The organism is Caulobacter flavus, from assembly GCF_003722335.1.
Taxonomy (GTDB): Bacteria; Pseudomonadota; Alphaproteobacteria; order Caulobacterales; family Caulobacteraceae; genus Caulobacter; species Caulobacter flavus.
Window position 1 is genome coordinate 3,676,575 of the sequence record NZ_CP026100.1, and the last position, 25,498, is coordinate 3,702,072.

The window sequence follows — 25,498 nt, forward strand, 5'->3', positions numbered from 1 at the left end:
GCCGCAAAACGCTCCCCCAGGGCGTCCATGGTCCTTAGGGCGTTGGCCATGCGCGTTCTCGTCATTGATCCGGATCCGGCCCGGGCCGCCCTGGTGGCGGAGGGGCTCGCGGGCGTGCATCCGCTGGAAGTGCGCCGCTCGGCCCGTTTCGACGAGCGGGAGGCCGCCGAGTTCGCGCCCGACGTCGTGGTCATCGCCGCCGAAAGTCCCGATCGCGACACGCTGGAGAGCCTGCGCGAGGCCAGCCAGGCCAATCCGCGTCCCGTGGTGATGTTCGTCGACCGCTCCGAGCCCGGCCTGGCCGAGCAGGCGGTGCGCGCGGGCGTGGCCGCCTACGTGGTCGACGGCCTGGCGCCGGCGCGCGTGCGGCCGATCCTCGACGTGGCCATGAGCCGGTTCGCCCTGACCCAGCAGCTTCGCGGCGATCTGGCCAAGGTGAAGGCCGACCTGGAGGCCCGCAAGACGGTCGAGCGCGCCAAGGGCCTGCTGATGAAGGAGCGGGGCTTGGACGAGGACGGGGCCTACCGGCTGCTGCGCAAGCTGGCCATGGATCGCGGCAAGCCGATCGGGGCCGTGGCCGCCGATCTCCTGGCCTTTGCCGGCGTGCTGAAGGGTGACGCCTCGTGAGCGGTCTGGCCGACCTGAAGCTGGGCTTCATTCCGCTGACCGACTGCGCCCCGCTGGTGGTGGCCAAGTCGCTGGGCTTCTTCGCCGAGGAGGGTCTCGACGTCTCGCTGAGCCGCGAGGCGTCCTGGGCGACCATCCGCGACAAGGTGGCCGTTGGCGCGCTCGACGGCGCCCACATGCTGGCCCCCATGGCCCTGGCCGCCGCGGCGGGCGCCTCGGGCGGCCTGACCCTCGACGTCGGCCCCTCGCTGATCGCCCCCATGGCGCTGAACCGCAACGGCAGCGCCATCACCGTGTCGAAAGCCCTGGCGCAAGCCATGCGCGCGGCCGATCCCGAGGCGATAGGCGAGCAGCCGGCCTCGGCGGCGGCTCTGGCCAAGGTCATCGCCCAGCGGTCGGGGCAGGGGGCGGCGCCGCTGACCTTCGCCGTCGTCTTCCCGTACTCGATGCACAATTACGAGTTGCGCTACTGGCTGGCTCAGGCCGGGATCGATCCCGACAAGGACGTGCGCCTGGTCGTCACGCCGCCGCCGCGCATGGTCGAGCAGATGCGGGCCGGCGAGATAGACGGCTTCTGCGTCGGCGCGCCCTGGAACGCGGTGGCCGAGCGCGAAGGCCTGGGCGAGATCGTCATCGCCGCCTCGGCCTTCTGGCCGGGTGGTCCCGACAAGGTGTTCGGCGTCACCCAGGCCTGGGCCCATCACTATCCGGACGAACTGCGCGCGGCGCTTCGGGCGCTGATCCGCGCGGCGGCCTGGGCCGACGACGCGGCGCACCGCGAGGACTTGATCGCCTTGCTGGCGAGACCCGAGCACGTGGGCGTCGCGCCAGAGGCGCTGGCCCGCGCCCTGAGCGACGAGATCGTCTTCCATCGCGGCGGCGCCGGCGTGCCGAGGCGCGAGCACGCTCTGTGGTTCCTGTCGCAGATGGTGCGCTGGGGCCAGGTCTCGGCGGAGGTCGATCTCGAAGCCGCCGCCGACGCGGTCTATCGCCCGGATATGTTCCGCGCGGCCGCCTTGTCGGCCGGGCCGATGCTCGATCCGAACCAGGTCTTCGCCGACGCCCCAGGCGAACTGGCGCCGCTGTACGCCGGACCGGCCTTCGATTCCCAGCGCGCCGGGCCTTACGCCGCCGCGTTCTCGATCGGCCGCGCGCGGGTCTGAGGGCGCTTCGGCACGCGCCGCGACTTCGCATCTGCACAATTGAAGGGCGCCGCTGGCGCCTTTTTGCTGAGCAACCATGCTGCGCACGCGTTGTGTGGGCCTGCCGCCATACAGCCCGTGACATCCGTCGCCGGACCGATGTTCAGTGAGCTCAAGCCTTCGGACAACGGCGTCCGTGGCTGCCAGAGACGACCGCTCGGATGCGGTCACCCGACGAGGCGACGACGCCTCGCTCTCGCAGACACGCAACACTCCGAGGCGCATCATGATCTCTCGTGACTTCCTCAAGGCCGGCCACACGCCGACCCTGTTCGCCGCGTTCCTCTATTTCGACCTGTCGTTCATGGTCTGGGTGATCCTGGGCCCGCTAGGCGTGGCCATCGCCAAGGACTTCGGTCTCGACCCGGCCCAGAAGGGCCTGATGGTCGCCATCCCCGTCCTGGCCGGCGCTCTGCTGCGGCTCGTCAACGGCGTCCTGGTCGATCGCATCGGTCCCAAGAAGACCGGCATGATCGGCCAGCTCATCGTGCTGGGCGGCCTGGCCCTGGCCTGGACCCTCGGGGTGCACAACTATCACCAGGTCCTGGCGCTGGGCGTGGTGCTGGGCGTGGCTGGCGCTTCCTTCGCCGTCGCCCTGCCGCTGGCCTCGCGCTGGTACCCGCAGGAGCATCAGGGCCTGGCCCTGGGCATCGCCGGCGCCGGCAACTCGGGCACGGCCCTGGCCGCGCTGTTCGCGCCGATGCTGGCCAAGACCTTCGGCTGGCAGAATGTCATCGGCCTGGCCGCCATCCCGCTGGCGCTCGCCTTCGTCGTCTACATGCTGCTGGCCAAGGACGCCCCCGAGCAGCCCGCGCCCAAGAAGCTGGCCGAGTACCTCGACGTGCTGAAGGTGCCCGACGCCTGGTGGCTGATGCTGCTCTACGGCGTCACCTTCGGCGGCTTCGTCGGCCTGGCCTCGTCGCTGACGATCTACTTCAACGCCGAATACGGCCTGGACCCGGTGATCGCCGGCTTCTTCACCGCCGCCTGCGTCTTCGCCGGCTCGTTCATCCGCCCGGTCGGCGGCGCCCTGGCCGACCGTCACGGCGGCGTGCGCACGCTCAGCATCGTCTACGCCCTTGCGGCCCTGGGGCTCGGCGTCGCCAGCTTCAAGCTGCCCTCGCACTGGATCGCCCTGGCGGTGCTCATGTTCTCGATGCTGGCCCTGGGCGCGGGCAACGGCGCGGTGTTCCAGCTGGCGCCCCAGCGCTTCCGCAAGGAGATCGGCGTCATGACCGGCCTGATCGGCATGACCGGCGGCATCGGCGGCTTCTACCTGGCCTCGACCCTGGGCCTCGCCAAGAAACTGACCGGCGACTACCAGGTCGGCTTCCTCGGCTTCGCGGCCCTGGCGCTGTTCGCGCTGCTGGCGCTGCACGGCCTGAAGGCCCGCTGGCGCGCCGTCTGGCCGACCCTTCACGGCGACGCCGCCCCGGTTCGCGTCTGATCCCTCTCACCGCAACGAGCTAGAACCATGACCAAGGAAAAGCTGGTCGTCATCGGCAACGGCATGGCCGGTTGCCGGGCGGTCGAGGAAATCCTCAAGCGCGACCCCGAGCGCTACGAGATCGCCATCTTCGGCGCCGAGCCGCGGGTCAACTACAACCGCATCATGCTCTCGCCGGTGCTGGCCGGAGAGAAGACCTTCGACGACATCGTCATCAACGACGAGGCCTGGTACCGCGACAACGGCATCACCCTGCACGCCGGCCGCTGGGTCACCGGGGTCGACCTCGAAGCCCGCAAGGTGATCGCCGAGGGCGGGCTGGAAGTCGCGTACGACAAGCTGATCCTGGCCACGGGCTCGGATCCGTTCCGCCTGCCGCTGCCCGGCGCCGACCTGTCGGGCGTGGTCACCTTCCGCGATCTCGACGACGTCGACGCCATGATCGCCGCCTCGGCCAAGCCTGGCGCCCGCGCCGTGGTCATCGGCGGCGGCCTGTTGGGCCTGGAAGCCGCCTACGGCCTAGCCCGTCGCGGCATGGCCGCCACCGTCGTCCACCTGATGGACGTCCTGATGGAGCGCCAGCTGGACGAGAGCGCGGGCTACCTGCTGCGCGAGGCGCTGCTGGAGCGCGGCGTCGAGACCGTGCTGGGCGCCCACTCCGAAGCGATCGTCGGCGAGGACGGCCAGGTCACGGGCCTGAAGCTGAAGGACGGCCGGACCCTGCCTTGCGACATCCTGGTGATGGCCGTCGGCATTCGTCCGAACGCCGCTCTGGCCAAGGCTTCGGGCCTGCAGGTCAATCGCGGCGTCATCGTCGACGACGCCATGCGCACCTCCGATCCGGCGGTGTTCTCGGTCGGCGAGTGCGTCGAGCACCGCGGCAACTGCTACGGCCTGGTGGCTCCGATCTGGGACATGTGCCGCGCTCTTGCCGAGGAGCTGACCGATGGGGAGGGCGCATACCAGGGCTCGGTCCTGTCGACCCGCCTCAAGGTGTCGGGCGTCGACGTGTTCTCGGCCGGCAAGTTCGCCGGCGGCGAGGGCTGCGAGGACATCGTGTTCCGCGACGCCGCCCGCGGCGTCTACAAGCGCGTGGTCATCGAGGACGGCCGGGTCGCCGGCGCGGTGCTGTTCGGCGATGCGGCCGACGGCGGCTGGTACTTCGACCTGATGAAGGCCGGAACCGACGTCGCCGAAATCCGCGACACCATCATCTTCGGCCAGGCGATCACGGAGGGGCTGTCCGGCCTGGACCCTAGCGCGGCCGTTGCGGCCATGCCCGACACGCAGGAAATCTGCGGCTGCAACGGCGTCTGCAAGGGTGCGATCACCTCCGCCATCACCGCCCAGGGCCTGACTACCCTGGACGACGTGCGGGCCGTCACCAAGGCCTCGGCCTCGTGCGGCTCGTGCACTCCGCTGGTCGAGCAGGTGATCCGGGCGACGCTCGGCGACGGCTTCAAGGCCCAGACCGGACCCAAGCCGATGTGCAAGTGCACCTCGCATCCGCATGGCGCGGTGCGCGAGGCGATCCTGGCCCAGGACCTGAAGTCCATGCCCGCCGTCATGCAGGCCATGGAGTGGACCACGCCCGACGGCTGCGCCTCGTGCCGCCCGGCCCTGAACTACTACCTGCTGTGCGCCTGGCCCGGCGAGTACGTCGACGACAGCCAGTCGCGCTTCATCAACGAGCGCGTCCACGCCAACATCCAGAAGGATGGCACCTACTCGGTCGTGCCGCGCATGTGGGGCGGCATGACCACGCCCGACGAACTGCGCGCCATCGCCGACGTCGCCGACAAGTACGCCATCCCGGCGGTCAAGGTGACGGGCGGCCAGCGCATCGACCTGCTCGGCGTCCAGAAGGACGACTTGCCGGCGGTGTGGGCCGACCTCAACGCCGCGGGCATGGTCAGCGGCCACGCCTACGCCAAGGGCCTGCGCACGGTGAAGACCTGCGTCGGCTCGGAGTGGTGCCGCTTCGGCACCCAGGACTCCACGGGCCTGGGCATCAAGCTCGAGAAGTTCATGTGGGGCTCGTGGGCGCCGGCCAAGGTCAAGCTGGCGGTGTCGGGCTGTCCCCGCAACTGCGCGGAATCGACCTGCAAGGACATCGGCGTGATCTGCGTCGACAGCGGCTACGAGATCCATGTCGGCGGCGCCGCCGGCCTGCACATCCAAGGCACGCAGCTGCTGACCAAGGTCGCGACCGAGGAAGAGGCGATCCAGCTGATCTCGGCGGTCATGCAGATGTACCGCGAGGGCGGCTGGTACCTGGAACGCATCTACAAGTGGATGGCCCGCATCGGCCTGGAGACCATCCATGCCGCCACCGTCGAGGACCTCGACAACCGCGCGGCGCTCTTCGCCCGTTTCGTGAAGTCGCAGGAGACCGCCCAGGTCGATCCGTGGGCCGAACGCGCCAGCAAGGGCGTCGAGGCCGGTGAATTCAAGCCGATGGCGACGCTTCCGATGGGGATGGCTGCGGAATGACGATCCAGACTTTCGACATCGATCCGGCCTGGCACGACGTCGGCGCCGTCACCGACATCCCCGAGCGCGGCTCGCGCCGCGTGGCGACGGCGCAGGGCGACGTGGCGGTGTTCCGCACCGGCGACGGCCGGGTCTTCGCCCTGGTCGACCGCTGCCCGCACAAGCACGGTCCGCTCAGCCAGGGCATCGTCCACGGCCACGGCGTGACCTGCCCGCTGCACAGCTGGGTCATCGATCTCGCGACCGGCCATCCCACCGGCGCCGACGCCGGCAAGGGCTGCACGCCGGTGGTTCCGGTGCGGGTGCAGGACGGACGCGTCCTGCTGGCCCAGCCGGTGGTGGCGGACTGATCCCATGGCCGACGGCTCCGGCGCGATCACCACGATCCGGACCACCTGCCCCTATTGCGGCGTCGGTTGCGGCGTCGCGGGGGCGGCGGGGGGCGACAGGACGCTGGCTGTGTCCGGCGACGCCGCCCATCCGGCCAACAAGGGCCGGCTGTGCTCCAAGGGCTCGGCCCTCGGCGCCACGGTCGGCCTGCAGGGGCGGCTGCTGGAGCCCACGATCAACGGCAGGGTCGCGACCTGGGGCGAGGCCACCGCGCTGGTGGCCAAGCGCTTTCGCGACACCATCGCCCGTCACGGCCGCGACAGCGTCGCCTTCTACGTCTCGGGCCAGTTGCTGACCGAGGACTACTACGTCGCCAATAAGTTGATGAAGGGCTTCATCGGCTCGGGAAACATCGACACCAATAGCCGCCTTTGCATGGCCTCGGCCGTCGCCGCCCACAAGCAGGCCTTCGGCGCCGACCTGGTGCCCGGCTGCTACGAGGATCTCGACGAGGCCGACCTGGTGGTCTTCGCCGGCCACAACGCCGCCTGGACCCACCCGATCCTGTTCCGCCGTCTGGAGGCGGCTAAGGCTCGCGGCCAGAAGCACGTGGTCATCGATCCGCGCCGCACCGACACCGCCGAGGGCGCGGACCTGCACCTGGCGATCGCCCCGCAGAGCGACGTGCGTCTCTGGAACGGCCTGCTGGCCGAGCTCGACCGCCGGGGCTTGCTCGACCTCGATTACGTCCGCGAGCACGTGAACGGCGTCGAGGCCGTGCGCGAGGCGCTGGCGCAGGACGACCAGTCGCCGGCCGCCGTCGCAGCCGACTGCGGGATCGCGGTTGCGGACCTGCTGGCCTTCTACGACCTGTTCGCCGCCCATCCCAAGACCGTCAGCCTGTTTTCGATGGGCTCCAACCAGTCGGCCCAGGGCGTGGCCAAGGGCCTGGCGATCCTGAACGTCCACCTGGCCACGGGCCGGATCGGCAAGCCGGGCGCCTGCCCGTTCTCGATCACCGGCCAGCCCAACGCCATGGGCGGCCGGGAGACCGGCGGCATGGCCAACACCCTGGCCGGCCACATGGACTTCGCCCCTGAAGACCGCGACCGGGTCGCCCGCTTCTGGGGCGCGCCGCACACCGCCCGCGCCCCGGGCCTCAAGGCCGTCGAGATGTTCGAGGCCGTGCGGACGGGCAAGATCAAGGCGATCTGGGTGATGGCCACCAACCCGGCCGTCAGCCTGCCGAACGCCGGTGCGGTGCGCGAGGCGCTGGAGAAGTGCCCCTTCGTCGTGGTCTCCGACTGCGTCGAGACCGACACGACCGCCTATGCCCACGTGAAGCTGCCCGCCCTGGCCTGGGCCGAGAAGGACGGCACGGTCACCAATTCCGAGCGCCGGATCTCGCGCCAGCGCGCCTTGTTCGCGGCGCCGGGCCAGGCCCGCGCCGACTGGCGGATCATGGCCGACGTGGCCCAGGGCATGGGCTTCGACGGTTTCGGCTGGCCTTCGCAAGCATCGATCTTTCGCGAATGGGCCCGCCTGACGGCCTACGAGAACCAGGGCTCGCGCCTGCTCGACCTGTCGGGCTTGGCCGGTATGACCCCCGACGGCTACGCGGCCATGACACCGATCCAGTGGCCGGTGCGGGCGGCAGGGCAGGGCACGCCGCGCCTGTTCGTCGACGGCCGCTACCAGACCCCCGACGGCCGCGCCCGCATGGTCCCGGTGCGCCCGAAGGGACCGGCCGACGCCGTCAGCGACGCCTTCCCGATGTCGCTGAACACCGGCCGCATTCGTGACCAGTGGCACACCATGACCCGCACGGGCCTGGCGCCGGACCTCTGTCGTCACGCGCCCGAGCCCTTCGTCGAGATCCACCCCCGCGACGCGGAGAGCGCCGGGATCAAGGACGGCGCCCTGACCCGGGTCTCTACCGCGCGCGGCGAGGCCGTCGCCCTGGCCAAGGTCACCGACCGCCAGCGGCCCGGCGGCCTGTTCATGCCGATGCACTGGACCGACGCCTTCGCGCCGTCGGGCAAGTCCAACCACCTGATCGCGCCGAACCTCGACCCCACCTCGGGCCAGCCGGAGTTCAAGCACACTCCGGCCCGGGCGCGCCCCTATCGCGAGACCTGGAAGGGCTTCTTCCTGACCCGCGACATCGTCGCCGCGCCGGCCAATCTGGATCTCGTATGGCGGCGCATCCCGCAGGACGCGGCCCAGCTGCACGAGTTCGCCGGCCGGGGCGACGCCTCCGAGCGCGAGGCCCTGCGCAAGCGGCTGACCAAGGGCCTGGCCGGCGAGACCACGGTGTTCGAGGACGTCGGCGCCGGCTCGCGTCGCGAGGCCTGGATCGAGAACGGCAGGCTGGTCGCCGTACTGTTCCAGACCGCCGCCGGCCGCCTGCCGCCGCGCGACTGGCTGGCCGATCTGTTCGCCCTCGACTTGCTGACCGCCGAGGCGCGCTCGGCCCTCCTGATCGGTCGTCCGCCCGGCGCGCCGGTCGATAGGGGACCGATGGTCTGCGCCTGCCTGAAGGTGGGCGCGAAAGCCGTCGACGCCGCCATCGCCGCGGGAGCCGTCACCGCCGACGCGGTCGGCGCGGCCACGGGCGCCGGAACTAACTGCGGCTCGTGCCGTCCGGAGATCGCCCGGATGATCGCCGCCGCCGCTTCGCTCAAGACCAAGGAGACCGCCGATGTCGCGTGACGCCGCTGCTCTGGGAGACGTCCTGCTGGTCGGCGCCGGTCCTGGCCCGGTCGACCTGATGACCCTGCGCGCGGCCCGCGCGGTGGAGGGCGCGGAGGCGCTGCTCTACGACGCGCTGGTGTCGGACGAGGCCATCGCCCTGGCGCCGCCCGGCTGTGTGCGCATCCTCACCGGCAAGCGCTCGGGCCGCCCCAGCATGAAGCAGGAGGCGATCAACCGCCTGATGCTGCGCCTGGCCCGTCGCGGTCTGCGCGTCGTGCGGCTGAAAGGCGGTGATCCGTCGGTGTTCGGCCGGGTGGGCGAGGAGGCCGAGTTCCTGCGCGCTCACGGCGTGTGCGTCGAGGTCGTGCCCGGCGTCACCGCCGCCAGCGCCGCGGCCGCCCAGTTCAACTTCCCACTGACCCATCGCGGCGAGGCGCGGCGGGTGATCTTCACCACGGCTCGCGTCGGCAGCGGCGACGTCATCGAGGACTGGGCCGCCGCTTCGGATCCCGAGGCCACTGTCGCCGTCTACATGGGCGGTGAGGCAGCCGCCGAACTTGGCCGTCGCCTGATCGCCGCCGGCCGTTCGCCCAGCACGCCCGCCCTGGTCGTGGAACGCGCCGGCGACCCGGCCGCGCTCCTGCGCACCGGACGCCTCGACGACCTGCCGCGCCTGTTGGCCGGCGGCGCCGGCGGCCCGGTGCTGATCGTCATTGGCACCGTGGCGCGCCGCGCCCAGGACCTGCGCTGGACGCCGGAGCTGGCGCGGATCGAGGAGACGGCTCGCCGAGCCTGAGCCGTCAGGCCGTCGCCATGGCCGCAGCGCCGTCTTCGGTCTCGCGCATCCGCAGCTGGGGCCCGGGCGCACGGCCGTAGGCTTCGCGCAGCAGACGCGAGGGCGACAGCTCGCACGGGGCGACCAGCAGGCCGCGCTTGCGCAGCGCCAGCCCCCAGCGGGCGCTGCCGGTCAGCACCGAGGCGGCCGGGGCGACCAGCAGGCCGATGGCGGCCGGCAGGATCCAGACGCCCAGCGACGGCCCCGCCAGCGCCGCGCATGCCAGCAGCAGCAGGCCGGCGACGATTTCGGGCGCGTGGCGCTTCAAGGCTTCGCGCCAGAGCGTGCCTTCGGCTTCGCGACGCTGGGCCGCCCAGCCGGAGTCGCGGCCGGCCAGGATGTCGATCAGGCAGCGGGCGTGGCCGAACAGGATGGCCGGCGCCGTGAGGGTGGAATGCAGCGTCTCCACCGCCACCGAGGCCAGCAGGCGGCCGACCCCGCCGAACCCGGCGGCCTTGCCCTCCTTGCAGGTGAGGATCACGGCCAGCAGCTTGGGCGCGAACAGGAAAATCAGTGACACGGCGAAGGCCGCCGCCGCGCCCTCGACCAGGAACAGCTCGGCCCGCGCGCCGCCCAGGGCCGGGAAGGCGGCCAGCATGGCGCTCAGCACCACCAGCAGCAGCCACACGGGCGCCAGCGCATAGGCCAGGGCGCCCCGCAGCAGGTGCAGGCGGCTGACCGGGTGCAGCCCCTTGACGCCGAGGATGCCCAGGTGCTGCAGGTTGCCCTGGCTCCAGCGGCGGTCGCGCACCAGCATGTCCGAAAGGGTGGGCGGCGCCTCCTCGTGCACGTCCTCCAGCGACGGCGCCATGCGCACCGCCCAGCCGCCGCGCCGCATCAGGGCGGCCTCGACGAAGTCGTGGCTGAGGATCGCGCCGCCGAAGGGGGCCTTGCCGGGCAGGTGCGGCAGGCCGCAGCACTCGGCGAAGGCCTTGGTGCGGATCATGGCGTTGTGGCCGAAATAGTTGGCCTCGGCGCCGCTCCACCAGGCCAGGGCCCAGGTGGCCAGGGGGCCGTAGACCCAGCTGGCGAACTGCTCGGCGCGGCCGAACAGGGTGGTGCGGCCAACGATCGTCGTGCCGGCCTGCAGCACGCCGAGGGTTGCGTCGGTCTCCATCGCCCCGGCCATGCGGCGCAGCGAAGCGGCGCTGATCAGGCTGTCGGCGTCCAGCACCGCCATGCACTCGTAGGCGCCGCCGAACCGGCGCACCCATTCGGCCAGGTTGCCGGTCTTGCGGTCGGTGTTCTGCTCGCGGCGGCGATAGTAGAGGCGGGTGGGCGAGGGCCCCGAGCGGGCGGCGATCACCGCCAGCCGCTCGGCCTCGGCGATCTCGGGATCGCGGGTGTCGCTGAGCACGAAGATGTCGAAGGTCGACGACAGCCGCTCGCGGTCGAGGTCGGCGCGCATGGCCTCGACCCGGGCGAACACGGCGGCGACGTCCTCGTTGTAGATCGGCGCCAGCAGGGCGACCTTCCTGCGCAGGTGCGGCGGCGGGTCGTCGAGGCGGCGCTCCCAGCTGTCGGGATTGAGCGCCAGCTGGAAGCCGCCCAGCGCCGCGGCGCAGGAAAAGCCGGTCCAGGCCAGCAGCACCGCCACCAGCAGCGCGTCGATCCATTCCAGCAGGGTGACGCCGCCGGCCGTGAAGGCGTCGAGCATGGTCGTCAGGCCGAAGGCGAAGGCCAGGATGGTGAAAGCGCCCAGACCCAGTCGCCGACGCTGCCGCGAACGGGCCAGCCGCCGCCAGCCGACGTCGCGCGCCGACAGTTCACGGACGGGCATCTCCATCGTGGACTCGACGGGCAGCCAGGCGGCCGGCGGCGCCTCATCGGGAACGTTGCAAGGCGGAAGCCGGTCGGCGAGGCGTATGTCCATCAAGGGTCCTTTCGCGCGAAGAACCCTCACGGCGACGATCAGTTGCGATGCGAAGGAAATATAACCATGGTCAAGTTTTCAAGACCGTGGCCGCGCGTGTGTACTGCTGAATAACTTCGCATATTCAGCCGTTTGGGCATAATCTGGCCGCGCTTGCGGCGAGGATGTGGCGCTTTGTTGCGGCGCGGAAAAGATCGGTTTTCGGGGCGACGTCGCACCGCCCCGCGCCAGGCCTGGCGTCAGGCCGCGGCCAGGGCCCGGAAGCCGCGCTCCAGGTCGGCGATCAGGTCGATCGGGTCCTCCAGCCCGATATGCAGCCGCAGCAGCGGCCCTTCGAAATCGACTGGCGTCGAGCGGCTCTTCAGCTGCGGATCGCAGTGGATCGCCAGGCTCTCGAACCCGCCCCAGGAGAAGCCGAGGCCAAACAGCGTCAGGGCGTCGAGGAAGGCGTGCACCGAGCGCTGCGTCGTGGGCTTGAGCACCACGCCGAACAGGCCGCAGGCGCCGGAGAAGTCGCGCTTCCAGATCGCGTGGCCGGGATCGTCGGGCAGGGCGGGGTGCAGCACGCGGGCCACTTCCGGCCGCTGCTCCAGCCAGCGCGCCACCGCCAGGCCGTTCTGCTCGTGGCGCGGCATCCGCGTGGCCAGGGTCCGCAGGCCCCGCAGCATGGCGTAGGCGTCGTCGGGCGAGACCGACCAGCCCACGTCCCACATGGCGTTGCCCAGTTCGTCGCCGATCACCGCGTCCATGGTCGTGGCGCTGCCCATGAAGCAGTCCGAATGGCCGCCGACGTACTTGGTCAGGGCCTGGACGCTGATGGTCACCCCGTGCGCCAGCGGCTTGAACAGCAGGCCCGCGCCCCAGGTGTTGTCGATGAGGGTGAGGATGCCTCGAGCGCTGGCCGCGGCGGCGATGGCCGGCACGTCCTGCATATCGAAGGTCAGCGAGCCAGGCGCCTCCAGCAGGATCAGCCGGGTGTTGGGCTGGGCCAGGGCCATCAGGGCGTCGGCGTCGAGGGCCGGGTCGTAGTAGCGGGTCGTGACGCCGAACCGTGTCAGGAAGCGATCGCAGAACCGGCGGGTGGGCTTGTAGGCGCTGTCGACCACCAGCACGTCGTCGCCGGCCTTGAGCACGGCCATCATCGCCCCGGTGATCGCCGCCAGGCCCGACGGGTACAGCGTCACGTCCGGCGAGCCTTCCAGCTCGGCCAGGGCCGACTGCAGGGCGGCGGGCGAGGACAGGCCGGTGATGCCGTAGGTCAGCTGGCCGTCGTCGTACAACGAGGCGGCGTTGGGCATCAGCACGGTCGAGCCGCGCTGGATCGGCGGATTGACGGTCCGCGCCAGAGTCGGGGCCTGCAGGCCCGAGCGGATCAGGCGGGTCTTTTCGTCCATGGCGGCGGGACTCGTAAGCACGGATAGGAACCTGTCGTTTAAGTGCGCCGGCGGCCTTGGTTCAAGGACTGGATCGACGTCGTGGCAAGCGGGGCGGGGAATCTGTCATTCAGCGCGGCGGACGTCGGCGGGGGCCGGCGTCATCGGGGGAACCGCATGAGATATCCAGCCTTGCTCCTGGCCCTTGGGTCGATGCTCGTAGCCAGCGTTGCGTTGGCGGCCGAAGACCCGCCGCCGACGCCGCCTCCGGCCCAGGTGAAGGCCCTGGCCGGCTGCTGGAGCGGCAAGGGGACGGTGATGGGCAAGCCGGTGGCGATCACCCTGGAGGCCGGGCCGGCGGCGGGCGGGGCGATGCTCCTCGTCGAGGCCGGCAGCCACGCCGAGGCCGATCCGGCCGACGTCTACGCAGCCCATCTGCTGTTCGGCGGCCGTGCCGTCAGAGACGGCGAGCCCGCCTCGATCGTCGGCTTCTGGGCCGATAGCTTCGGCGGCGACGGCGCCTCGATGGGGCGGGGCGCTTCGACCGCCGACGGCTTCGAGGTGGCCTATCCCTATGGCGATGCGGCCTTCGTCAATCGCTGGACCGTGGCGCAGGACAAGGTCGCCTGGTCGATCGTCATGCGCGGCGTGTCCGGGAAAGAGCAGGATTTCGCGCGTTATGCGCTGGTCAGGACGGCGTGTAAGTGAGTTGGTTCGAGGGAGGCGCTGGGTTCGGGAAACCTCTCCCGTGGGGGAGGCGGTCGCGTGAGCGATCGGTGGGGGGAGTTTAGGCGCCTCGGAAGCTGAAAACGTCCCCCCTCCGGCCCTCCGGGCCACCTCCCCCAGAGGGGGGAGAATCTATGGGCGCGGTGCGTCCTTCGAGGCCCGCTGCGCGGGCGCCTCAGGATGAGGAGTGCAGTGCGCCGGCATGAGGCGTTTCAGGGCAATCAGTTCCTCATCCTGAGGTGCGAGCCGGAGGCGAGCCTCGAAGGACGCACGGCCTGGCGGCCTCACGCGGAAATCCGCTGAGCTGATGGAGAGGGCGCGGGGCGTCCGGGCTTCGCCCGGATGTGTTTGTTTCAAGTACCGTTTCGACGAAGCTTGAACGCCCCGCGCGATCGTTATTCCTCAGGCCGGGGCGCGCAGGCCTCTTCCGCCTTGTGCCCCTTCCCCACGCAGAGCTCCCCGTTTCTTGACGGCCAGGAGTGCGTGCTAGGCGCGGACCCTTGGGCGGGCGGGAGCCTAGTCAGGCAAGCTCCCGATGGATGGGTTTACGTCCCCCATCCTCATTTAAGCCTTCAGGCCCGGCTCACGCCGCTCCTTCAGCCCCGCTCGATCGCATCCGCGTCGCCGCTTCGGGCCGGATCCTTGCGCCCTCTCCCTGCGACGGGATGCAGTGATTATGCGGGCGGTCTGGATCCGTCTGATCCAGGAGCGTGAGAAAGTTGCAAGTTGCTGATCGGGTTCAGGTCTTTTCGCTGAACGCAGAGGATGGACGGCGCTGGATCCCCGTCGGACCTTCTCACCCCTGTCCCAAGCCCAATCCGATTCTGCCTTCCTCGCCCTCGTGGCGAGGATCCATGGTTCAGCCTGCTCAGATCTTTCGAGGTCCGCGCAGGTCTGAGCAGCGGCCGGCATGGACCCTCGCCACGAGGGCGAGGGAGGCAGTGTTGGGGACTGGTGGCGAGAGGGGCCTCTTGGGGACCGCGGTTGGTCCCGACACGGCGGTGGACCCCATCCCAACCCTTTCCCCCATCGAGGGGGGGGAAAGGGCTTTGGCCGGCATCTCGAAAGCTGAAAACGGCCCCCTCCGTCGCCTACGGCGACAACTCCCCCAGAGGGGGAGGGTCTTTGGGGTCGCCTTCCTTGCTACAGTTCCTCGGCCAGCGCAGGCTTCTCGCGAAGTCCAAGCACGCGCTGGGCCTCCTCGATCAGCGCGCGCCGGCGTTCGGCCGCCGTTGCGTGCTGGCGTTCGACCTCGGCGAGGTCGGCCGCGCAGTGGGGGCAGGTCTCTTCGTGGGGCCAGACGTACTGGTCGCAGGAGCGGCAGACCTTCAGCTTGGGCGGCAGGGCGCCGCCCACGGCGGTGCGCTCGCGCCGCGCCACGTGCACGCTGGCGGGATCGCGGACGGGCAGGGGAACGGTCTGGGTGCCCGGGATCGGCTCGCGCACCAGGGCGAACTCGCCGATGGCGAAGCTGGCGGCCGGGGCGTCCTTGACCTTGGTCACGCGCTCGCGCCAGCCGTGGCGGGCCAAGTCCAGCACCCGGTGGTGGCAGTAGGGATTGTTGCCGCGCTTGCCCAGCAGCGACTCCGAGGTCCAGGTGCAGCCGGCCCGGCAGACGTCGGCGTAGTAGCAGGTGCGGCAGTAGTCGTAGAGCTCCTCGACGTCGCGCACCCGGCCAAAGGCCATCTTTTCGGAATAGCGCCAGATGTCGGCGATGCTCATCTCCCGCACGTTGCCGGCCGCGTAGAGCGAGGTGGCCAGGGACGGGCAGCCCTTGATGGTGCCGTCGGCCTCGATGCCGATGCCGCCCTGGCCGGCGGCGCAGCCGTTCCAGTGGTCGGACTCGTCGCCCAGCCCGCGCCACATGCGCTCGTAGGGGCCGAAATAGCCGACATTGTTGCCGACGATCATCAGCAGGCCCCGTTCCAGCCCCTCGCGATAGAGCCGGGCCAGCAGCGGCATGACGTCCAGCAACTGATACGGCTGCAGCAGCAGGTCGGGGTTGTCGACGGCGTTGCCCATGGCCACGGTCAGCTGGATCTGCCAGTGGGTGGCCCCGGCCTCGATGATCCGTTCCATCAGTTGCGGCAGGTGGGCGGCGGTCTCGGCGCCGATCTGGGTGTTGACCGAGACGGCCAGGCCCCTGGCCTTGGCGCGCCCGAGGGCGCTGATCGCCTGGTCGTAGGAGCCGGGCACGCCGCGCACCCGGTCGTGCAGGTCGGGCAGGCCGTCGATCGACACGCCGATGCCCTGCAGGCCGGCCTCGGCCGCCTCGTCCAGGCGCTTGTCGGTCAGGTTGCGGGCGCCGGTCTGGACCGCGGTGCGGATGCCGTTGGCGCGGCTCCGGCGGATCAGCTCGATCCAGTCGCGGCGCAGATAGGCCTCGCCGCCGATCAGGGTCAGTTCGCGCGTGCCCAGGGCGGCCAGGTGATCGATCAGCTCCAGCGCCTCGGAGGTGTTCAGCTCGTCTGGACGCGGCCGGCCGGCGCGCGAGCCGCAGTGCTGGCACTTGAGATTGCAGGCGAGGGTGACTTCCCAGACCACGTGGACCGGGGTCAGTTCGGCATAGTCGCGCTCGGTGCGGAAGCGGACCGACTTGCCCTCGGGCGTCGCCCGGGCTTCAGGCGGCAGGGTTTCGGACGGCAGGGTGTCGGTCATGCGCGCCTTCCCCAACGCGGCGGCCAGAAGGAAAGGGCGGCGCTTCCTCGCGGAGGCGCCGCCCGGGCGTCAGTAGCTTTTCTTGCCTTCCAGCTTGGCGATCTCGACCTTCAGCAGCGCCAGCAGGGTCGGGATGTCGCCGTACTCGTCCAGGTGGGCCTGGGCGGCGGCTTCGGCTTCCTTGAGGCGCGAGAGGTCGCCCGAGGCGATGGCGTCGGTCACGGCGACGCCGTAGGGCTTGATGTTCATGTGGATCAGCCTCCGAGCTTGGCGATTTCGAGCTTCAGGGCGGCCAGCAGCGTCGCGACGTCGCCGTACTGCTGGACGTGGGCCTCGGCTTCGGCGGCCAGCTTTTTCAGCTGTTCGAGGTCGCCGGAGGCGACGGCGTCGGTGATGGTGGCGGCGTAGAGCGGTCGGAACGACGACATGGCGGTTTCTCCCCACGGGCGCGCCGACGGCTCCGCCGGTCGCGCGGTTGCGTGCTCGGCGCGGGCTGCGCGCCGATGGTCGTTAAGCTGACGGGCACTGGTGGGGAGAGGCGCGCGGCGAAACCGCGCTCCACGGCGGTGCGGGACCGACCCCCAACGCGTCGAGGGTCGGCCACATGGCGCACCTTGTCAATTCAGGATTGTATATCGAAGGTCTGTAATCTTTGGGTGTTTTTACACAGCGGGACTGGTCGCGGGGCCGGTCGCCACCGGCGCGTCGGTGCGGCCGCCCCACTCTGTCCACGAGCCGTCGTAGACCGCCGCCCGCGGCTTGCCCAGGCGATGGAGGGCCAGCGACACCACCGAGGCGGTGATGCCCGAGCCGCAGGTCGTGGCGATCGGCTTTTCGATGTCGACCCCGGCGTCGGCGAAGACCCTCTTCAGCCGCTCGGCCGGCAGCATGGCGCCGTCGGAACCCAGGAGGGCCGACAGCGGGATATTGCGCGAGCCGGGGATGTGGCCGCTGGCAAGGCCAGCGCGCGGCTCGGGAACCTCGCCGTTGAAGCGCGGCGCGGCGCGGGCGTCGATCACCTGCTCGCGTCCGGTCTCGAGGTTCTTCTTCATCTGGTCGAACGAGCGGACGAGGTCGGCTTGCAGGCGCGGGGTGAAGTGGCGCTCCTGCGGGGCGGCGGGGCCGTCCTCCAGCGGGCGGCCCTCGGCGACCCACTTGGGCAGGCCGCCGTCCAGCACCACCACGTCCTCATGGCCCATGACGCGGAAGTTCCACCACACGCGGGCGGCCGGCAGGATGCTCGTGCTGTCGTAGACGACGATGCGCGAGCCGTCGCCGAGGCCCAGCTTGCGCACCCGCGAGGCGAACTTGACGCCGCTGGCCAGCATGTGGGGCAGGGGCGAGGTCTCGTCCGAGATCTCGTCGATGTCGAAGAACACCGCGCCGGGGATGTGGCCGGCCTCGAACTCGGCCTTCGGATCACGCGGCGTGCCGGGCATGAACCACGAGGCGTCGACGATGCGCACGTCCGGGGCGTCGAGGTGGTCGGCCAGCCAGGCTGTAGAGACGAGCGGATCGGCGTGGGTCATGGCTGGGCCTCGCGGGGCTTTACGAACTGAGGGCGGCAACTTCACGTGCGCCGCCCAACGGCGCAAGCCGCGTTAAAGCCAGGGCGGCGTCGGCAGGCCCTTCTCGGCCAGGAAGGCGGGGTTGAAGAGCTTGCTCTGATAGCGCGAGCCGTGGTCGCAGAGGATGGTCACGATGGTGTGGCCGGGGCCCAGGTCGCGCGCCAAGCGCACCGCGCCGGCGACGTTGATGCCAGTCGAGCCGCCCAGGCACAGGCCCTCGTGCTGCACCAGGTCGAAGATCTGCTCCATCATCTCCTCGTCGGAGACGCGGTAGGGGTGGTCGATGGACAGGCCTTCGAGGTTGGCGGTGATCCGGCCCTGGCCGATGCCCTCGCTGATGGAATTGCCCTCGGCCTTCAGCTCGCCGGCCGCATACCAGTTGTAGAGCGAGGCGCCGCCGGGGTCGGCCAGGCCGATCTTCACGCCCGGCTTGCGCTCGCGCAGGGCCTGGGCGACGCCGGCCAGGGTGCCGCCCGAGCCGACGGCGCAGATGAAGCCGTCGACCTTGCCGCCGGTCTGCTCCCAGATCTCCGGGCCGGTGGTGTCGTAGTGGGTCTGCCGGTTGGCGACGTTGTCGAACTGGTTGGCCCAGATCGCGCCGTTTGGCTCGGTCCTAGCCAGCTCCTCGGCCAGGCGGCCGGAGTAGCGGACGTAGTTGTCGGGGTTGGAGTAGGGGACGGCGTCCACCTCCACCAGTTCGGCGCCGAGCAGGCGGATGGCGTCCTTCTTCTCCTGGCTCTGGGTGCGCGGGATGACGATCGTGGTCTTGTAGCCCAGCGCCGAGGCGACCATGGCCAGGCCGATGCCGGTGTTGCCGGCCGTGCCCTCGACCACCCGGCCGCCCGGCCGCAGCAGGCCCTTGGCTTCCGCGTCCCGGATGATGCTGAGCGCGGCGCGGTCCTTCACCGACTGGCCGGGGTTCATGAACTCGGCCTTGCCCAGAATCTCGCAGCCGGTGGCCTGGCTGGCCCGGTTGAGGCGGATCAGCGGGGTGTTGCCGATGGCGTCGAGAACGTTGGCGGTGACGGGCATGGTCGAAATACTGCGGCTTCGCGCGAAGAGGCGCCGTTGGAGGCAACGGTAGATCGCGATGCGGCCGCCCGGATCAATCCAGTTTTCCTGAAAGCGGCGGCCGACCGGTCAGGTTCAATGGGCCGTGGGTTCGGTCTGGATGACGTTCAGCAGCGCCAGGCCGCCGGCCGCGGCGGTGGCCGCGCACCAGGCGCCGCACAGGCCGTCGATGCCTACGAGGCTGTTCTCGACGGCGTCGGCCATGATGCCCTCGGCGACCAGCGACGACGGCTCGCCCAGCAGCTGGTTGTCGTGCAGTTCGCGGCACCAGGCGCCCACGGCCTCGACCGGGCTCGCCGCGTCGAACTGCGAGAGGTAGGTGCCGCCGTGATAGTCGAGGACCAGGGTGAAGAGCGACACGTTCGATGCTCCTCTAGCCGCGGGACAGGCCAAGCTGGACGACGTTGGTGCGCTCGGTGCGGAAACCGGCCTCGCAGTAGCTCAGATAGAAGTGCCACAGCCGGCGGAAGCGCTCGTCGAAGCCCAGGGGGCGGATCTGGTCCCAGGCCGCCTCGAACCTGCGGGCCCATTCGGCCAGGGTGTCGGCGTAGTCCTGGCCGAAGCGCCGCACGCCGTCCCACGACAGGCCGGCCCTGTCGGTCTCCTGGCGTAGCCGGGTCTCGCTGGGCAGCATGCCGCCCGGGAAGATGTAGCGCTGGATGAAGTCGGTGTGCCGGCGGTAGCTGTCGAACAGCTCGTCCTTGATGGTGATGATCTGCAGGCCGGCGCGGCCGCCTGGGGTCAGCACGTCGTGGATCTTGCCGAAATAGGTGGGCCAGTACTCCTCGCCGACGGCCTCGAACATCTCGATCGAGGCCACGCCGTCGAACTGGCCCTGCACGTCGCGATAGTCGATCAGGCGGATGTCGGCCTTCTCGGCCAGGCCCTGGTCGAACAGGCGCTTCCTGGCGAAGTCGTGCTGGGCGGGCGAGATGGTGATGCCGGTGACCCTGGCCCCGACCTCCCTGGCCGCGTACTCGGCGAACCCGCCCCAGCCGCAGCCGATCTCCAGCACGTGCTTGCCGGGCGCAAGGCCGATGGACTGGGCCAGGGCCTCGTACTTGCGGGTCTGGGCCGCGTCCAGCGAGGCGCTGGGGCCCTGGTCGTAGAGGGCCGACGAATAGGTCATCGTCCGGTCCAGCCACTGTGAATAGAAGGCGTTGCCCAGGTCGTAGTGGGCGTGGATGTTGCGCTTGGAGCCGCTGCGGTCGTTGCGGTTCATCCAGTGGAAGATGACGTTGATCAGGTGCATGACGGGATTGCCGCGCACCAGGGCCGCCAGCTTGTCGAAGTTCAGCGCGAAGGCGGTCAGCACGGCCGACAGGTCTGGGGTGTCCCACTCGCCGGCCATGTAGCCCTCGGCGAAGCCGATGTCGCCCGAGGCGAAGGCCCGGCGGATGAAGCGATAGTCGCGCACGCGGACCACCGCGTCGGGCCCGGGGGTCTTGCCGTCGATGCGCAGGGGCTTGCCCGAGGGCAGGACGAAGGTCAGGGATCCGATCGCCCAGTTCTCGACGGCGATGCGTAGCGCCGTGCGGAAGGCCGGCGGCGCGGCCCGGAGATCTTCGTCTCGCCACGAGGCGGGCAAGGTGTCGGTCATCAGCGCTCCCAATCCCTTGAATGGGACAAGTAAGACCCCCGAAAGCCGAACTGTAAATGGGGGCCCGCGCCAACGCTCGCCAGGGGATCAGTCGTCGCCCGCATCTCCGCGAAGCCGCCGATAGGCCTCCAGCGCGGCGGCCCGGGCGCGCGGATGGTCGACGATCGGCTTGCCGTAGACGGCCCTGGCGCCGGCGCTCAGCCGTTCGGGCGCGGTCCAGGGCTGATGGACGACGTCGGCGGGCAGGTTGGCCAGCTCGGGGATCCACCTTTTGACGTAAGTTCCCTTGGGGTCGAACCTTTCGCCCTGGCCGATCGGGTTGAAGATGCGGAAGTAGGGCGAGGCGTCGGCGCCGCTGCCGGCCACCCACTGCCAGTTGCCGACGTTGTTGGCGAGGTCGGCGTCGACCAGCGTATCCCAGAACCAGGCCTCGCCCTCGCGCCAGTCGACCAGCAGGTGCTTGATCAGGAACGAGGCGGTGATCATCCGCACACGGTTGTGCATGAAGCCGGTGGCCCACAGCTCGCGCATGCCGGCGTCGACCAGCGGATAGCCGGTGCGGCCCTCGGTCCAGGCCTCGAAGCCGCGAGGGTTCTCCGACCAGGGAAAGGCGTCGAACTCGGGCCGGAAGTTCTTCTTCGGCAGGTCGGGCCAATTGAACAGGATCGCGTGGTTGAACTCGCGCCAGCCCACCTCGGACAGGAACTTCTCGATCTCGCCGTGCGGGGCGTCGCCCGCCTCGGCGGCGTTGCGGGCGGCGGCCCAGACCTGGCGCGGGCCGATCTCGCCGAAGTGCAGGTGCGGGGACAGGCGCGAGGTGGCCTCCAGCCCAGGCACGTCGCGGCCCTCGCCGTAGCCGTCGACCGGCCCGGACAGGAAATCGTCCAGCCGCGAGAGGGCGCCGGCCTCGCCGGGCGTCCAGATGGAGAAGCCCTTCGACCAGTCAGGCGTCTTCGGGTGCAGGCCCCAGCCGTCCAGGGAGTCGCTGTGCGGCCAGTGCTTGGGCGCCTCCAGGCGCTTGGGCGCTGCTTCGACCTCGACATGGGTGAGATGCGCCCGCGCCGCCCGCCAGTAGGGGGTGAACACCTTGTAGGGCTGCTTGGAGCCGTTCTGTACGGTCCACGGCTCGTTCAGCAGGCCGGCGACGCAGCTTTCGACCACCAGGCCATCGGCCTTCAGCGCCGTCTTGATCTCGGCGTCGCGGGCGATGGCGGCCGGCTCGTACAGGCGGTTCCAGACGACGGCGGCGGCTCCGGCGTGGGCGACCACGTCCTTGAGCACGTCCATGGCCGGTCCGCGCCGCAGGACCAGCTTGGAGCCGATGGCCTTCAGGCTCTCGGCAAGCGTCCGCAACGACTTGTCGAGCCACCACAGCGAGGCCGCGCCCATCGGCCGCACGCCGCTGGTCTCGTCGAGGACATAGAGGGGGATCACCGGCCGGCCCGTGTCGGCGGCGGCCTTCAGGGCGGGATTGTCGGCCAGGCGCAGGTCGTTGCGCAGCCACACGATGACGGGTCCTGGGACGCCTGGATCGATCCGCACTTGCACCTTTCCGCCGTTGGGGCCACCTGTGGGCCAAAATCAGCGTCTAGTTCTAGCCGCCAACCTCTATTTGGAAGTCCTGCCTTGAGTCAGCCCGTCGCTCCTAACGCCGTCGTCGAAGTAAAGACGCCGAACGGCAAGGCCGTCCGCATCGGCAACGCCGAACGCCTGACCTTCATCGCCGGCCCGTGCCAGATGGAAAGCCGCCAGCACGCGCTGGAAACGGCCCACGCCCTCAAGGAGATCGGCGAGCGCCTGGGCGTCGGCCTGATCTACAAGACCAGCTACGACAAGGCCAACCGCACCTCGGCCACGGCCGCGCGCGGCATCGGCCTCTATGACAGCCTGCCGATCTTCCAGGAGATCCGCGAGGTCACCGGCCTGCCGACCCTGACCGACGTGCACGAGATCAGCCACTGCGACCCGGTGGCCGAGGCCGTCGACGTGATCCAGATCCCGGCCTTCCTGTGCCGCCAGACCGACCTCTTGCTGGCCGCCGCCAAGACCGGCCGGGCGATCAACATCAAGAAGGGCCAGTTCCTGGCCCCGTGGGACATGAAGAACGTCATCGCCAAGGTCACCGGCGCGGGCAATCCCAACGTCATGGCCTGCGAACGCGGCGCCTCGTTCGGCTACAACACCCTGGTCTCCGACATGCGCAGCCTGCCGATCATGAAGGAGATCGGCTGCCCGGTGGTGTTCGACGCCACCCACAGCGTGCAGCAGCCGGGCGGGCAGGGCACGTCCTCGGGCGGCCAGCGCGAGTTCGTGCCGGTGCTGGCCCGGGCGGCCGTCTCGATCGGCGTGGCCATGGTGTTCATGGAAACCCACCCCGACCCCGACCACGCCCCGTCGGACGGTCCCAACATGGTGCCGCTGAGCCAGTTCGAGGGCCTTGTGGCCGAACTGCTCGAGTTCGACGCCCTGGCCAAGCGCAAGCTGGCGGCCTGATCCATTGGCTTCTGGGGCTTCGATTTAGCGCCAGAGATCAAATAGGTTCGCTTCCCCCGCCCTTGTGGCGGGGTCCATGCCGGCGACCGCTCAGACCTTGGTCGTGCTGTCGCGGTCTGAGCAGCGGAACCATGGATCCTCGCCACAAGGGCGAGGAAGGCGGGTTCAGGGTGGCCGGGCGTGACGAGGGCAGCCCTCGCTCTTGCCCCTACATCCCCCTGTGCCATAACCCGCCCATGTCCAGACGCATCGTTCTCGTCACCGGCGGCGCCGGGTTCATCGGCTCCAACATCGTCGCCAGACTGTGCGAGGATCCGGCGCTCGACGTCGTGGTCTGCGACTGGCTGGGCGAGGCGGCGCAAGGCAAGTGGCGCAACATCGCCAAGCACCCGATCGCCGATTTCGTCGCCCCCGAGCAGCTGTTCGACTGGCTGGCCATACGCGGCGACGAGGTCGAGCTGGTCATCCACATGGGCGCGATCTCGTCGACGACCGAGCCCGACGCCGACCTGATCGTGCAGTCCAACTTCGTGCTGTCGCGAGACATCTGGCGCTGGTGCGCCAGGAACGGAACCCGCCTGATCTACGCCTCGTCGGCCGCCACCTATGGCGACGGAAGCCAGGGCTTCGACGGCAAGGACGACATCGACACCCTGATGGGCCTGCGTCCGCTGAACGCCTACGGCTGGTCCAAGGCGCTGTTCGACGTTTTCGCCGTGCGCGAGGCCGCTCGCGGCCACGCCCCGCCGCAATGGGTGGGCCTGAAGTTCTTCAACGTCTACGGCCCCAACGAGGACCACAAGGGCGGCATGAAGTCGGTGGTCTGCCAGATCTGGCCGAAGATCCAGGCGGGCGAGGGGGTGCGCCTCTTCAAGTCTCACCACCCCGACTACGAGGACGGCGGGCAGCTGCGCGACTTCGTCTATGTGCGCGACGTCGCCGACGTGATCGCCTGGCTGGCCAAGAGCCCGCACGTCAACGGCGTCTACAACCTGGGCTCGGGCAAGGCCCGCTCGTTCAAGGACCTGGCCGAGGCCACCTTCGCCGCGATCGCCCGCCAGCCCGACATCAGCTATTTCGACATGCCCGAGGTGCTGCAGGGGAAGTACCAGTACTTCACCGAAGCCGACATGAGCCGCCTGCGCGCGGCCGGCTACAACGCGCCGATGACCTCGCTGGAAGACGGGGTGGCCGACTATGTGGCAGGCTTCCTGAACACGGACGACCCCTACCGCTGACGAGGCCCGCCATGCCTGCCGATCCCGCCGTTGTCGACACCGATTGCTGCGTGGTCGGCGGTGGTCCGGCGGGGATGATGGTCGGCCTGCTGCTGGCCAGGGCGGGGGTGAGGGTGGTCGTGCTGGAGAAGCACGGCGACTTCCTGCGGGACTTTCGCGGCGACACCGTCCATCCCTCGACCCTGCAGGCGATGGCCGACCTTGGCCTGCTCGAGGCGTTTCTCGCGCTGCCGCACACGAAGGTCAGCGCCCTGTCGGCGCAGATCGGCGACGAGACCATCCACCTGGCCGACTTCCACGGCCTGAAGACCGCCGCGCCGTTCATCGCCCTGATGCCGCAATGGGACTTCCTCGACTTCCTGGCGGACGCCGCACGGCGCTACCCGACCTTCGACCTGCGCATGAACGCGAGGGCCGAAGCGGTGGTCGAGCATGACGGCCGCGTCGCCGGCGTGCGGGTCGCGACGCCGGACGGGCCGCTGGAGGTTCGCGCGCGGCTGGTGATCGCCGCCGACGGCCGCCGCTCGGTGCTGCGCGACGCCGCCGGCCTGCCGGTCGAGGACCTGGGCGCGCCAATGGACGTGCTGTGGATGCGCCTGTCGCGCAAGCCGACCGACGACCCGGAGGCGCCCTTGGGGCGCGCCAGCGCCGGCCGGATGTTCGTGACCATCCCGCGCGAGGGCTACTACCAGTGCGGCTACGTCGCCGCGAAAGGGACGTTCGACGCCATCAGGAGCGCGGGCATGGAGGCTTTCCGGCACGAGGTCGCCCAGGCCGCTCCCATGCTGGCCGACCGGGTCGAAGAGCTGCGGAGCTTCGACGACGTCCACCTGTTGACCGTCACCGTGGACCGCCTGACGCGGTGGTCGCTGCCGGGTCTGCTGTGCATCGGCGACGCCGCCCACGCCATGTCGCCGGTCGGCGGTGTGGGCATCAACCTGGCCGTCCAGGACGCGGTGGCGGCGGCCAACATCCTGCACGACGCCTTCGGGCTGGACGATGCCGCGCTGGACGAGCGGGCGCGGGCGGTGCAGCGCCGCCGCCTGCCTCCGACCCGCGCCATGCAGTCGTTGCAACTGCTGATCCAGGACCGCCTGGTCGGCGCGGCGCTCAGCGGCCGGGCGCTGAAGGCGCCGGCGGCGATGCGGCTGTTCGAGCGCTTTCCGCGCCTGCGCCGCATCCCGGCCCGCGTGCTGGGCCTCGGCTTCCGGCTGGAGCGCGTGCGCTCGCCCGACGCCTTCTCCGGTTGACCAAGGGGCACGCTTGCCGG

Annotated in this window: 21 protein-coding genes; 11 read left to right on the plus strand and 10 right to left on the minus strand. The window is 70.3% G+C overall.

Going from position 1 to position 25,498, the window contains the following annotated elements:
* The first annotated feature begins 48 nt into the window (after nt 1–48).
* The 7 genes from C1707_RS16745 to cobA all read left to right on the plus strand — a co-directional run bounded on the left by C1707_RS16745 (nt 49) and on the right by cobA (nt 9,589).
* Nucleotides 49–627: an ANTAR domain-containing response regulator gene (locus tag C1707_RS16745; protein WP_101713035.1), complete on the plus strand. Its 579-nt coding sequence runs from the start codon at nt 49–51 to the stop codon at nt 625–627.
* Nucleotides 624–1,790, plus strand: a complete 1,167-nt coding sequence (locus C1707_RS16750; protein ID WP_101713026.1) for a CmpA/NrtA family ABC transporter substrate-binding protein — start codon at nt 624–626, stop codon at nt 1,788–1,790. The genes C1707_RS16745 and C1707_RS16750 overlap by 4 nt, the downstream gene beginning before the upstream one ends.
* A gap of 265 nt (nt 1,791–2,055) precedes the next feature.
* The gene (locus C1707_RS16755) at nt 2,056–3,276 is read left to right on the plus strand and encodes a nitrate/nitrite transporter (protein ID WP_101713025.1); all 1,221 of its coding nucleotides are present in this window, start codon (nt 2,056–2,058) and stop codon (nt 3,274–3,276) included.
* Nucleotides 3,277–3,303: 27 nt separating this feature from the next.
* On the plus strand, nt 3,304–5,769 hold the full coding sequence (nirB, locus tag C1707_RS16760; protein WP_101713024.1) for a nitrite reductase large subunit NirB: 2,466 nt from the start codon (nt 3,304–3,306) through the stop codon (nt 5,767–5,769).
* The gene (gene nirD, locus C1707_RS16765) at nt 5,766–6,119 is read left to right on the plus strand and encodes a nitrite reductase small subunit NirD (RefSeq protein ID WP_101713023.1); all 354 of its coding nucleotides are present in this window, start codon (nt 5,766–5,768) and stop codon (nt 6,117–6,119) included. The genes nirB and nirD overlap by 4 nt, the downstream gene beginning before the upstream one ends.
* A 4-nt stretch (nt 6,120–6,123) precedes the next feature.
* Entirely contained in the window at nt 6,124–8,811 is a 2,688-nt protein-coding gene (locus C1707_RS16770; RefSeq protein ID WP_101713022.1) for a nitrate reductase, read from the plus strand.
* Complete coding sequence (cobA, locus tag C1707_RS16775) at nt 8,801–9,589, plus strand: uroporphyrinogen-III C-methyltransferase (RefSeq protein ID WP_101713021.1); 789 nt, start codon at nt 8,801–8,803, stop codon at nt 9,587–9,589. Before C1707_RS16770 ends, cobA begins: the two co-directional genes overlap by 11 nt.
* 4 nt (nt 9,590–9,593) lie before the next feature.
* Here the strand turns inward: cobA and mdoH are convergent, their stop codons facing one another.
* On the minus strand, nt 9,594–11,501 hold the full coding sequence (gene mdoH / locus C1707_RS16780; protein ID WP_101713020.1) for a glucans biosynthesis glucosyltransferase MdoH: 1,908 nt from the start codon (nt 11,499–11,501) through the stop codon (nt 9,594–9,596).
* A gap of 239 nt (nt 11,502–11,740) precedes the next feature.
* The gene (gene metC, locus C1707_RS16785) at nt 11,741–12,895 is read right to left on the minus strand and encodes a cystathionine beta-lyase (protein WP_101713019.1); all 1,155 of its coding nucleotides are present in this window, start codon (nt 12,893–12,895) and stop codon (nt 11,741–11,743) included.
* 156 nt (nt 12,896–13,051) lie between these two features.
* Between metC and C1707_RS16790 the strand changes: the two genes are divergently transcribed.
* A complete protein-coding gene (locus C1707_RS16790) occupies nt 13,052–13,582 on the plus strand; it encodes a hypothetical protein (RefSeq protein WP_145998363.1) in 531 nt (176 codons plus the stop codon).
* 1,161 nt (nt 13,583–14,743) lie between these two features.
* On the opposite strand, the gene C1707_RS16800 is transcribed toward C1707_RS16790, so the two are convergent.
* The 8 genes from C1707_RS16800 to C1707_RS16835 all read right to left on the minus strand — a co-directional run bounded on the left by C1707_RS16800 (nt 14,744) and on the right by C1707_RS16835 (nt 22,045).
* Nucleotides 14,744–16,258, minus strand: a complete 1,515-nt coding sequence (locus C1707_RS16800; RefSeq protein ID WP_101713016.1) for a GDL motif peptide-associated radical SAM/SPASM maturase — start codon at nt 16,256–16,258, stop codon at nt 14,744–14,746.
* A gap of 69 nt (nt 16,259–16,327) precedes the next feature.
* Complete coding sequence (locus C1707_RS16805; RefSeq protein ID WP_101713015.1) at nt 16,328–16,507, minus strand: DUF1843 domain-containing protein; 180 nt, start codon at nt 16,505–16,507, stop codon at nt 16,328–16,330.
* A 5-nt stretch (nt 16,508–16,512) separates the two neighbouring features.
* Complete coding sequence (locus C1707_RS16810) at nt 16,513–16,686, minus strand: DUF1843 domain-containing protein (protein ID WP_101713014.1); 174 nt, start codon at nt 16,684–16,686, stop codon at nt 16,513–16,515.
* Between the two features lie 234 nt (nt 16,687–16,920).
* Entirely contained in the window at nt 16,921–17,787 is an 867-nt protein-coding gene (sseA, locus tag C1707_RS16815) for a 3-mercaptopyruvate sulfurtransferase (protein WP_101713013.1), read from the minus strand.
* A gap of 72 nt (nt 17,788–17,859) precedes the next feature.
* A complete protein-coding gene (locus tag C1707_RS16820; protein ID WP_101713012.1) occupies nt 17,860–18,858 on the minus strand; it encodes a cysteine synthase A in 999 nt (332 codons plus the stop codon).
* Nucleotides 18,859–18,972: 114 nt separating this feature from the next.
* Nucleotides 18,973–19,257 carry a hypothetical protein gene (locus C1707_RS16825; protein WP_101713011.1) on the minus strand — a complete coding sequence of 95 codons (285 nt, stop codon included), beginning with the start codon at nt 19,255–19,257 and terminating at the stop codon, nt 18,973–18,975.
* 13 nt (nt 19,258–19,270) lie between these two features.
* Entirely contained in the window at nt 19,271–20,497 is a 1,227-nt protein-coding gene (locus tag C1707_RS16830) for an SAM-dependent methyltransferase (RefSeq protein ID WP_101713010.1), read from the minus strand.
* Between the two features lie 87 nt (nt 20,498–20,584).
* Nucleotides 20,585–22,045 carry a cryptochrome/photolyase family protein gene (locus C1707_RS16835; protein WP_420808198.1) on the minus strand — a complete coding sequence of 487 codons (1,461 nt, stop codon included), beginning with the start codon at nt 22,043–22,045 and terminating at the stop codon, nt 20,585–20,587.
* Nucleotides 22,046–22,123: 78 nt separating this feature from the next.
* Between C1707_RS16835 and kdsA the strand changes: the two genes are divergently transcribed.
* From kdsA to C1707_RS16850, 3 genes are all read left to right on the plus strand, one after another.
* Nucleotides 22,124–22,990, plus strand: a complete 867-nt coding sequence (gene kdsA / locus C1707_RS16840) for a 3-deoxy-8-phosphooctulonate synthase (protein ID WP_101713008.1) — start codon at nt 22,124–22,126, stop codon at nt 22,988–22,990.
* 236 nt (nt 22,991–23,226) lie between these two features.
* Nucleotides 23,227–24,228 (plus strand): ADP-glyceromanno-heptose 6-epimerase, encoded by a 1,002-nt coding sequence (gene rfaD, locus C1707_RS16845; protein ID WP_101713007.1) that lies wholly within the window; start codon nt 23,227–23,229, stop codon nt 24,226–24,228.
* Nucleotides 24,229–24,239: 11 nt separating this feature from the next.
* A complete protein-coding gene (locus C1707_RS16850) occupies nt 24,240–25,478 on the plus strand; it encodes an FAD-dependent oxidoreductase (protein ID WP_101713006.1) in 1,239 nt (412 codons plus the stop codon).
* Nucleotides 25,479–25,498: the final 20 nt, after the last annotated feature.

Excerpts from the sequence above, each read along its gene's own strand:
- C1707_RS16810 (WP_101713014.1), bottom strand. The coding sequence starts at position 16,686 with ATGTCGTCGTTCCGACCGCTCTACGCCGCCACCATCACCGACGCCGTC.
- C1707_RS16770 (WP_101713022.1), top strand. The coding sequence starts at position 6,124 with ATGGCCGACGGCTCCGGCGCGATCACCACGATCCGGACCACCTGCCCC.
- cobA (WP_101713021.1), top strand. The coding sequence starts at position 8,801 with ATGTCGCGTGACGCCGCTGCTCTGGGAGACGTCCTGCTGGTCGGCGCC.
- nirD (WP_101713023.1), top strand. The coding sequence starts at position 5,766 with ATGACGATCCAGACTTTCGACATCGATCCGGCCTGGCACGACGTCGGC.
- C1707_RS16755 (WP_101713025.1), top strand. The coding sequence starts at position 2,056 with ATGATCTCTCGTGACTTCCTCAAGGCCGGCCACACGCCGACCCTGTTC.
- C1707_RS16830 (WP_101713010.1), bottom strand. The coding sequence starts at position 20,497 with ATGACCGACACCTTGCCCGCCTCGTGGCGAGACGAAGATCTCCGGGCC.
- C1707_RS16790 (WP_145998363.1), top strand. The coding sequence starts at position 13,052 with ATGAGATATCCAGCCTTGCTCCTGGCCCTTGGGTCGATGCTCGTAGCC.
- rfaD (WP_101713007.1), top strand. The coding sequence starts at position 23,227 with ATGTCCAGACGCATCGTTCTCGTCACCGGCGGCGCCGGGTTCATCGGC.
- metC (WP_101713019.1), bottom strand. The coding sequence starts at position 12,895 with ATGGACGAAAAGACCCGCCTGATCCGCTCGGGCCTGCAGGCCCCGACT.
- C1707_RS16850 (WP_101713006.1), top strand. The coding sequence starts at position 24,240 with ATGCCTGCCGATCCCGCCGTTGTCGACACCGATTGCTGCGTGGTCGGC.
- sseA (WP_101713013.1), bottom strand. The coding sequence starts at position 17,787 with ATGACCCACGCCGATCCGCTCGTCTCTACAGCCTGGCTGGCCGACCAC.
- C1707_RS16800 (WP_101713016.1), bottom strand. The coding sequence starts at position 16,258 with ATGACCGACACCCTGCCGTCCGAAACCCTGCCGCCTGAAGCCCGGGCG.
- C1707_RS16745 (WP_101713035.1), top strand. The coding sequence starts at position 49 with ATGCGCGTTCTCGTCATTGATCCGGATCCGGCCCGGGCCGCCCTGGTG.
- nirB (WP_101713024.1), top strand. The coding sequence starts at position 3,304 with ATGACCAAGGAAAAGCTGGTCGTCATCGGCAACGGCATGGCCGGTTGC.
- C1707_RS16805 (WP_101713015.1), bottom strand. The coding sequence starts at position 16,507 with ATGAACATCAAGCCCTACGGCGTCGCCGTGACCGACGCCATCGCCTCG.
- mdoH (WP_101713020.1), bottom strand. The coding sequence starts at position 11,501 with ATGGACATACGCCTCGCCGACCGGCTTCCGCCTTGCAACGTTCCCGAT.
- C1707_RS16820 (WP_101713012.1), bottom strand. The coding sequence starts at position 18,858 with ATGCCCGTCACCGCCAACGTTCTCGACGCCATCGGCAACACCCCGCTG.